This is a genomic window from Wolbachia endosymbiont of Drosophila tristis (assembly GCF_028981745.1).
Lineage (GTDB): Bacteria > Pseudomonadota > Alphaproteobacteria > Rickettsiales > Anaplasmataceae > Wolbachia > Wolbachia pipientis.
Genome location: NZ_JAPQLN010000109.1, coordinates 1 through 9153, shown reverse-complemented (window position 1 = coordinate 9153; position 9153 = coordinate 1). Strand labels below are relative to the sequence as shown.

The 9153-nt window shown below is 36.0% G+C and carries 8 protein-coding genes; all 8 read left to right on the top strand.

Annotated elements, in window-relative coordinates; translation table 11 throughout:
- Positions 1-336 precede the first annotated feature (336 nt).
- The 8 genes from OZD64_RS05220 (at position 337) to OZD64_RS05185 (ending at position 8682) form a co-directional block, all read left to right on the top strand.
- Positions 337-978: a protocatechuate 3,4-dioxygenase gene (locus tag OZD64_RS05220; protein WP_010962336.1), complete on the top strand. Its 642-nt coding sequence runs from the start codon at positions 337-339 to the stop codon at positions 976-978.
- 96 nt (positions 979-1074) lie between these two features.
- Positions 1075-2577, top strand: coding sequence for a leucyl aminopeptidase (locus OZD64_RS05215; protein WP_274999453.1), 1503 nt, complete (start codon positions 1075-1077; stop codon positions 2575-2577).
- A 290-nt stretch (positions 2578-2867) separates the two neighbouring features.
- Positions 2868-4055, top strand: coding sequence for an MFS transporter (locus OZD64_RS05210; protein WP_274999450.1), 1188 nt, complete (start codon positions 2868-2870; stop codon positions 4053-4055).
- A 60-nt stretch (positions 4056-4115) separates the two neighbouring features.
- The gene (locus OZD64_RS05205) at positions 4116-4421 is read left to right on the top strand and encodes an integration host factor subunit alpha (protein WP_274999449.1); all 306 of its coding nucleotides are present in this window, start codon (positions 4116-4118) and stop codon (positions 4419-4421) included.
- Positions 4421-4747, top strand: a complete 327-nt coding sequence (locus OZD64_RS05200) for a MerR family transcriptional regulator (protein ID WP_006279880.1) — start codon at positions 4421-4423, stop codon at positions 4745-4747. The genes OZD64_RS05205 and OZD64_RS05200 overlap by 1 nt, the downstream gene beginning before the upstream one ends.
- 45 nt (positions 4748-4792) lie before the next feature.
- Positions 4793-5389 (top strand): murein hydrolase activator EnvC family protein, encoded by a 597-nt coding sequence (locus OZD64_RS05195; protein WP_006279879.1) that lies wholly within the window; start codon positions 4793-4795, stop codon positions 5387-5389.
- Between the two features lie 12 nt (positions 5390-5401).
- The gene (leuS, locus tag OZD64_RS05190; RefSeq protein ID WP_010962340.1) at positions 5402-7918 is read left to right on the top strand and encodes a leucine--tRNA ligase; all 2517 of its coding nucleotides are present in this window, start codon (positions 5402-5404) and stop codon (positions 7916-7918) included.
- Positions 7919-8046: 128 nt separating this feature from the next.
- Positions 8047-8682 (top strand): membrane protein, encoded by a 636-nt coding sequence (locus OZD64_RS05185; protein ID WP_010962341.1) that lies wholly within the window; start codon positions 8047-8049, stop codon positions 8680-8682.
- The last annotated feature ends 471 nt before the right edge of the window (positions 8683-9153 follow it).

The window sequence follows — 9153 nt, the reverse complement described above, 5'->3', positions numbered from 1 at the left end:
AACAGAAAAAAAGGCAAAAGAAACCCTAGGGTAGCTAGTTATTCACTATCCATTTTTTAAGTTGGCGTTTTTTAATGTTTTAAATAGCGCGTTTCAGCTTGCGTAGGTAAAAACCTAGAAATATTGTGAAGACATAAGGTGCACATAGTGCAAAAAATTAAAAATAAGACGCCAACTACGTTGTTTTCTTGCTGTTTAATCTGCACAGATGAAGATAACTGAATACCTTCAGTTTCATGATAAGGGGGCTGGCGAAGGGTGTCAAGCAAGTTTTTTCGTTTCTATTTCCAATAAAAGTTTGTTATATGGTTATGCAAGAAGTCTATTATAAATGAAATGAATGTGAAAAATATCTTGTTAGCACTTTTAGTACAAATGATATTCAGTTTGCCGCTATTTGCAGCTGATCCTGTTTTGCTCAACTGCATTAAAACTCCGGAAATATATGATCTTGATGCAAGGCCAAAAAATTTTAGCTCTTCAAACAATTTAAGAAGGAAACCTGGTTCTCCAAATAGTGCAATAGGGGAATTAATACACATAGTGGGTAGAATTACTGATATAAACTGCTTACCAATACAAAATGCTGTAGTTTCTATATGGCACGCGAATTCACGCGGCGTGAACCATTACGATAAGAATATAGAGGATGATCTGAATTTTGCTGGATCAGGAAGGTTTGTAGTGAATAATCTTGGCTATTATAATTTTATTACGATAGCACCTGGTAAAATTGGTGATAGAGCTCCACATATCAACTTTCTAGTTCAACATCCGGATTTTCCAGAATTCACAACGCAAATGTTTTTTGCTGACCATAATTGCGATAATTGCGCTGATCCTGTTCTTGAAGATTTTGTTAGTAATGGGCTTGCAAGCCTTCTCATAACACCATTTACTTACAGTGATCAGGTCATAAAAACCTATACGTTTAACATTACCTTGGGCGGATATAATAAGTTCTCTAATAAAAGATAAAAAACCTTGCATGTAAGGGAGTCCATAGTAAACTTAAGTGTTATTGTACTTAGGATGTATATGAAAAATATCTTACTGATGTTTTTGCTATGTTTTATGTACAGTTTACAATTATTTGCAACGGAGATACCAGCAATGAAAATAACAATTTCTAAAATTTCGCCCGATTTTAAAACAATAGTAATGGGTTTATTTGAAGACAACGAAACCGTAAATGATGGCGGAGTTTTGCAAGGAAAACAGGTCATAGATAATATAAAGCAATTTAGCGATTTCAATGGAAGTTTTGGTGAATTTTTCTCTACTGCTTTGCCAGAAGAAAAAAATGTTATAGTTGTTGGACTGGGTAAGAAGGGTGAATGGAATGAAAATAAAGAATTAAATATTGGTGGTAAAATATATTGTGAGCTAAGCAGATTAAAAATTAAAAAAGCAGCGGTTTTAATCGAAGGTAGTGCAGCAAATGTTGCATATGGTGCGTTTCTGCGTAGTTTTAAGTTTGATAAGTATAAAACTAAAAAGGATGAGAAAATTACAGAGGTAGAGGAGATTACCGTATTAGTAAAAGATGAACAATTAAGTAATGCTGAAAGATCATTTGAGCACTTAAGGCAAGAAGGTGAGAGTATATTCCTTGCGCGCTCTTTTATAACAGAGCCTCCTAACATTCTATATCCAGAATCCTATGCTGATCATATAAAAAAAGAACTTACTAAGCTTGGCCTTGAAATCGAGGTGCTTGATAAAAAGCAGATGGAAGAGAAAAAAATGGGAGCCTTGCTTGGAGTTGCACAAGGAAGTAGTAAAGAACCAAAATTAGTAGTGATAAAATGGAATGGAGCTTCTAAAGAACAAAAGCCTATAGCTTTTGTTGGTAAAGGTATAACGTTTGACACTGGTGGAGTATCACTCAAACCTTCACGTGGTATGGAGTCAATGAAATATGACATGGCAGGCTCTGCTACTGTGGTTGGGGTGATGCATGCTTTAGCAGGACGAAAAGCAAAAGTAAATGCGATCGGTGTGGTCGCACTTGCAGAAAATGCAGTGGGTGGTAATGCTCAAAGACCAAGTGATGTAGTAACTTCAATGTCTGGACAAACAATAGAAGTGTTGAACACCGATGCAGAAGGAAGGCTCATACTTGCAGATGCTTTATGGTATACGCAAGATAGATTCTCACCAAAATTTATGATTGATCTTGCAACTTTAACTGGTGCTATAGTGGTTGCACTTGGAAATAACGAATATGCTGGTCTTTTTTCAAATAATGATGAATTAGCAAACCGTCTGATTGATGCAGGAAATGAAGTAAATGAGAAGTTATGGCGTTTTCCTATGAATGAAACTTATGACAAAATTATTGATTCACCGATTGCTGATGTTCAAAACATCGCTCCTGCAGGCTCTGGTGGAGATAGCATAATGGCTGCACAGTTTTTACAGCGTTTTGTGAATGAAACTTGCTGGGCACATTTAGATATCGCAGGCACTGCTTGGCACGAGAAAGGTACTGACATTTGTCCAAGAGGAGCAGTAGGTTTTGGTGTAAGGTTACTTAATAAGTTGGTTGAGAAGTACTACGAAGCCAATGATTAAAGGTCTTTATACTGGATTTATGGCTTAGCTACATGAACGTTTATTTTCGAGGCGCAGCAAATGAAAGTAGCTGATACATATTTCTTTTTTTCTGGATTCCAGTGTCAGCTACTTTCATGACACCCTGACAACCGTCATCCCGCTACTTGTTAGCGGGATCTAGAGATACCGCGGCGGCATGACGTAGGGAACCCGTTTTTTGGGTTAGCTATAACAGTAGTCAGGAAACAATAGCTTAAAAAGAGACTTAGTGTTAAATTTCTAATAGATTACTTATAAAAATAAATCTTATGGAAAGCAGAGCTAAGGCTTGGTTCATTTGGCTGATTAGTAACTTGGTTGTTATATTCAGCAACATGCAGATAATTTATACCTTTATAAGTGTAAATCTCGAAAAGGAACTTGGACTTACAATCGTGCAAGTTGCACTGGCTAATTCAGCATATACTTGGACTTTCGCCATCTTACAATTTTTTAGTGGAGCAACGTTTAATGTTTTTTCCAGTAAAAAAATTTATTTTTTCTCGTTATCAACTATGATCTTGGGGTTTTTTGTCCTTATTAATAGTGACAATTTCTCCCATTTGATTTTGTCTCAAGTGTTGATTGCAACTGGAGCATCATTTGGTTTTATTGGTGCTGCTCACACAAGTAGCATATGTTTTTCCGCTGCCCAATTTGGACTAATGTTTTCACTAGTGCAGACAATTTCAAGCCTTTCTGCTTTGGTAATTCAAATACTGTTCTCTAACTTGCTTGCCGAAGATGCATATTGGAAAAATCTGATTGTATGCATAATACTATTTGGTGTGTTGATATTTGTACTTACGCTTTTTTGTCCAAACACACTTCCAGAAAGCAGCTCAGAAAAGCGCACAATAAAAAGCTCTATGAAGACAGTAATGTGCTCTATATTAACAGTGCTAAAATTAAGAGATATCTGGATAACTTCAGTGGTGGGTGCTATTACTTTTGGAACATTTTTAGCACTTAATACCTTGTGGGCTCCAAGGTTACTGGGCAACTCAGAACTCAATGCAATGGAGTCAGGTATAGCAACTGCAATACTATGGCTTGGTCTTGCAGTTGGTGCTCCAATTGCAGATCGAATCTCAAGCTTATTTAAAAATAGGAAACATGTAATTTCTGCTTTTGCTTTATTGCAAGGCGTCTCAATTATTATTTTACTATACAGCCATTTAACAGTCCACGTTGTGTACTTTTGTATGTTAATGTTCGGGTTTTTTGCGGGAGGACATATGCTTAATTTTACTGTCGGCAGCGAGATTGTGAAACGAAAATACATCAGCACATCATCATCCATTATCAATGGATTTATGTTTATTGGCAGTGGAGTTATAGTGTCAATGTTAGCACTTTTTACAGATCATAAAATGGAACTTTTTGCAATATTTGCGATATTGATAGTTGCCGGTATTTTAAATTATGCAACAAAAGAGACATACTCTAAAAAATAAAGTAGCTGAATCTCGAGTCGATTGCTATATTATATTTACGTATTGTAATATTTATCAATAATGGATCACGTTACAACAAAAGACACAACAGTAACTAAGGCAACGATAGCTGGAGATATAAACCAAGAAATAGGATTATCAAAGGAAGACTCTGTTTCGATAATAGATGATATATTGGACGAAATAAAGACAAGCTTGGTAAAGGATGGAATAGTAAAAATATCGTCATTTGGAACATTCTTGGTTAAGCAAAAGAAGGAAAGACCAGGAAATATACCAAATACATCGGAGAAAGTGATGATTCAGGCAAGAAATTCAGTTTCTTTTAGGCCTTCAAAAATTATAAAAAAATCAATCAATAATTAATGAACAAGGAAAAATTATTTTATACGATTGGGGAAGTAGCTGAAGAGCTACATTTGGAACAGCATGTTTTGAGATTTTGGGAAGGTCAATTTCATCAAATTAAGCCTACAAAGCGTAAAGGAAGAAGGCTATATGATCGCAAGTGTATAGAGGCCATAAAGAAAGTAAAATACATGCTATATGATAAAGGATATACAATAAAAGGAGTGCAAAAAGAATTTGGTAATGATATAAAAGTCACAAAGAATTTGTTGCAAGAACTCACCGATTTGAGGGACTATTTAACTAGTAAAATAAATAACGAGGAAAGTAACAAGCAGGCGTGAAACACTACGTCTCGCTAAAATTTTGGAGTTTTGTGAGAGTTTAAAATGTGGCATATAGCCTCATTTCTTATGTTATTAGCAATATTAATAGGCTGTGGCCTGCAAAAACCTGCACCTGTGCTGCTTAAAGGCGAAGAATTTTACGGAAAAAGAGATCTGGAATATACAAGAGAGTACCATTTAATTAGGGAGCCTTCAGTGCAAAAAGAAAGTAGAAAAGCCATCATAAATAGGATATACAAAGATAACAATAATACACAAAATGTGGGGGTAAATTGTAAATTTGTAATGCCAGTTAAAGGTTCAGCTACCTCTTCTGATGAAATGTGTAAGGATGGCATAAAAATTGCTGCTCAAAATGGAACGAACGTAGTTTCCTCTGCACCAGGCAAAGTGATATATGTAGGCAAAGGGCTGAGATGGTATGGGAATTTAATTATAGTGGAACACAAAGATAATTACATGACTGTGTACTCCTATTTAAAAAACATACATGTTGAAATTGGCGATAAAGTAAAGCAAGGTCAAGTAATTGGATCTGCAGGTAAATCAAGCACACAAGATAAAGATCCACAGATGTGTTTCACAATACGACATAATGGCCAAGCGGTTGATCCTTTGATGCATATGAACTGTAATTGAATTTGGATTTATATGAAATATGATTTTAAAAGTGTTGAAAAATTTTATCAAGATAAATGGGATTTTTCTGTAAGCAAGAGTGGTAAACAAGAAAAGTGTTACGTGTTGGAAATGTTTCCATATCCATCTGGTAAAATTCATATGGGACACTTACGTAACTATGCAATAGGGGATGTGATAGCGCGTTACAAGAGAGCTAATGGATTTGAGGTTTTGCATCCAATTGGCTGGGATGCGTTTGGATTACCAGCTGAGAATGCAGCAAGGGATAACAATATTAGCCCCGAAACATGGACAAAAGAGAATATAGATAATATGCGTACACAGTTGAAATCTATAGGTCTTTCTTATAATTGGGAGCGTGAACTCTCCACATGTGAACCTGACTATTATAAACACGAACAAAAATTTTTCCTGGATTTTTTAAAGCATGGGCTTGCCTATCGAAAAGAGTCATGGGTTAACTGGGATCCAGTGGACCAAACAGTGCTTGCAAATGAACAGGTGGTTGATGGAAAAGGATGGCGATCAGGTGCAGTTGTTGAAAAACGTAAGTTGTCCCAATGGTTTTTAAAGATTACTGATTTCGCTGAAGATTTACTCAAGTGCCTGCAAAGTTTGAAAAATTGGCCAGAAAAAGTCAAAACAATGCAGGAGCGTTGGATAGGAAAATCTGAAGGAGCAACTATAGAGTTTGAAGTAGTTGGCCTGAATAAGAAATTAAAAGTTTTTACAACTTATCCTCATACTTTGTTTGGGGCTTCTTTTTGTGCAGTGGCAGCAGAGCATCCTATTGTGCAGGATTTAAAGAATGGTTCTTCTGTTGTCATCCCAGTGCTTGACACTGGGATCCAGGAAATAAAATCAAAAAGAGAGAACGATGAAAAAATAGGAGTTTACACCGGATTAAACGTCAAACATCCATTTCTTGATAAGGAATTGCCGCTTTACATAGCGAATTTTGTGTTGATGGAATATGGGGAAGGCGCGATTTTTGGTTGCCCTGCACATGATCAGCGTGACTTTGAATTTGCACAGAAATATAATTTGCCGATAATTCCCGTTATTTCTTCAGCCCACTTAGGTGTCATTCCAGCGCGTGACCAGAATTCTTACAATGGATCCCAGTGTCAAGCTACTCAGATGACAAAGGAGGCGTATACTGGAGACGGGACAATGTTTAACTCCGAATTCTTAAACGGATTAATGGTTAGTGAAGCAAAGGAAGCCATAGTTAAAAAATTTGAAGAAAAAAAAATAGGCAAAAAAACAATAAACTATCGTTTGCACGATTGGGGAGTTTCAAGGCAGCGTTATTGGGGATGCCCTATACCTATCATATATTGCAAAGATTGCGGAACTGTTCCAGTGCCAGAAAAAGACCTTCCTGTAGTTCTACCAATAGATGTAGAATTTACAAGTGGTGGCAATCCGCTGGATAAGCACCCAACTTGGAAATTTGTTGATTGTCCAAAGTGCGGAAAGCAAGCAGAGCGTGAAACTGATACATTCGACACCTTTTTTGAATCTTCCTGGTATTTTGCTGCATTCTGTAGTGAAGATAAATCAATAGACAAAGATGCATGTAATCGTTTTATGCCTGTTGATTATTATATAGGTGGGATAGAACATGCAATTCTGCATTTGCTTTATTCAAGATTTTTCTGCCGTGCTTTAACCAAATGTGGCTATTTTGATATTAAAGAGCCTTTCTCTACTTTAATCACTCAAGGAATGGTCTGCCATGCAACTTATAAAGACGAAAATGGTAAGTGGCTATTTCCCGCAGAAGCAAAAGAATTAATAGCGCGAGGTGCAAAAGTTCAAGTGGGCAAAGTTGAAAAAATGAGCAAATCGAAAAAGAATACAGTTGACCCAAACTTTATCATAGAAAAGTATGGTGCTGATACTGCTCGCTTGTTTGTGTTGTCCGACACTCCTCCGGAGAAAGATATGGAATGGTCCGATGATGGCGTGGAAGGTTGTTCTCGTTATGTAAATAAATTGTGGCGTATGGTCATGCAGCTAAGACCTGTAAATATACACTATGATAATGAAAATGTTACGGGTGGACTTCTAGAGTACAGAAAAAAAATTCATAAACTCTTACACGGACTTACAGATGACTTGGAAAACTGCAGATTAAACTGTGTAGTGGCAAAATTTCGTGAGATGACGAATTTAATAGCTGAAATAGACGTAAAAACTGGAAAATCTCTTATTGATGAAGGTATATGTATATTAATCAGAGTAATCGAACCATTCATACCACATCTAGCTGAAAGCCTATGGCAAGAAATAGGAGGTCAACCTTGGCCAAAAGCTGATGAATCATTATTAGTTGACGATACGGTAACTATAGCAGTGCAAATCAATGGAAAATTACGTACAACAATCAAGGTGGCAATTAACTTACCTCAAGAAGAATTGAAGAAAATAGCGATAGACTCTGTGTCCAGTAAGATCGATCAAAGCAAAGTTCGCACTGTATATGCTGTACCAAATAAGATAGTAAATATAGTTATATAAAAGACCTGAGTAGTACGTTTTATATAATCTGATTTTATGGCTATACTTTTTTTGACATGTAGTTATATCTTTTTTAATATAAAGGATATATACTTATGCATTATATATTTTTTTGTATGAGGAGTTATATGAAAATAAAGAGATTGTGCGTTTTGGCTGTGTTGCTTACTTCATCTCTAGCAGGTGCAGCTAGTAATAGTGCAAGTAAGTCAGAAGATAAGTACTATGCAGGTTTAAACTTTGGTGCTGGTTGGGGTGGTGGCTTTAAAATGAAACCTGGTGTTGTTCTTGGTTACCATTATGACCAAAACTCTAAATTTGAACTTGAGGTTCTCAGTAATATTAAGTCATTAAAGAGCATAGGAGCTAGCTTATTGGCAAACTACCGCTTCTATCCTGACCTTGATATTGATCCCGTTAAACTATATGTCAGCGGAGGTTTAGGAGGATATCTCCAAATAACACCTTTTGGCTTTGGTGTTAGTGATACAGTTGATGGTGATGGCAATAGTTCACAAGAAGAAAAAGAAAAGGAAGAAGAAACACAAGGTGCTCCAGAATCAGGTGGTGAAGCTGCTGGTTCATCTGTAGTAGATAAAATACTGAGTTCTATTTCCTATAAACTAAAGTTAGGTGTTGATTATGAAATTACTCCACAGATAATTGGTGCAGTTGGTATGACCATGGGTGGGCAACTAAGTGGTATAAAAGCAAAACAAATACCAGATGCAACTCTAGAGATAGGGGTACGTTATAATTTTTAATGCTGCTACTTAGTTCATAAAGGTAGAGACGATGTTGAGGATGAAATAAACAGCATTAAAAAAAATCCGAAAACGTATTTTCGAATATGGTTTTGAACGCTAGCTATAGATTAGAAAAATAACAAGAAAAAGGGTAAACATACTGTAATTGCTGTTGAATGATGGAGTCCATTATTTTAGCACGAAGTAACGAATTCAGTAGAATAAGTTCTTCAAAAATAATTTAAACTTTTATTAGTAGGAGCAGTCTCATGGAATATTATAGCGATCTCACTAAAAGAAACTTTTATAAGTATCGTTGATGAGAAAGGAAAAATTATTAAGGAAGAAGTTGTTGCAAGAGAAAGTAAGGCAATAGCTGAATTTTTTCTTGGTCAAGGCAAAAATGACCTTACCCAGAAAAAGTGGAGAGAAAGTGTGGAATGTTTTTTACAAAAAGAATGATGCATCAAATTGTTCTGGAATGCAATA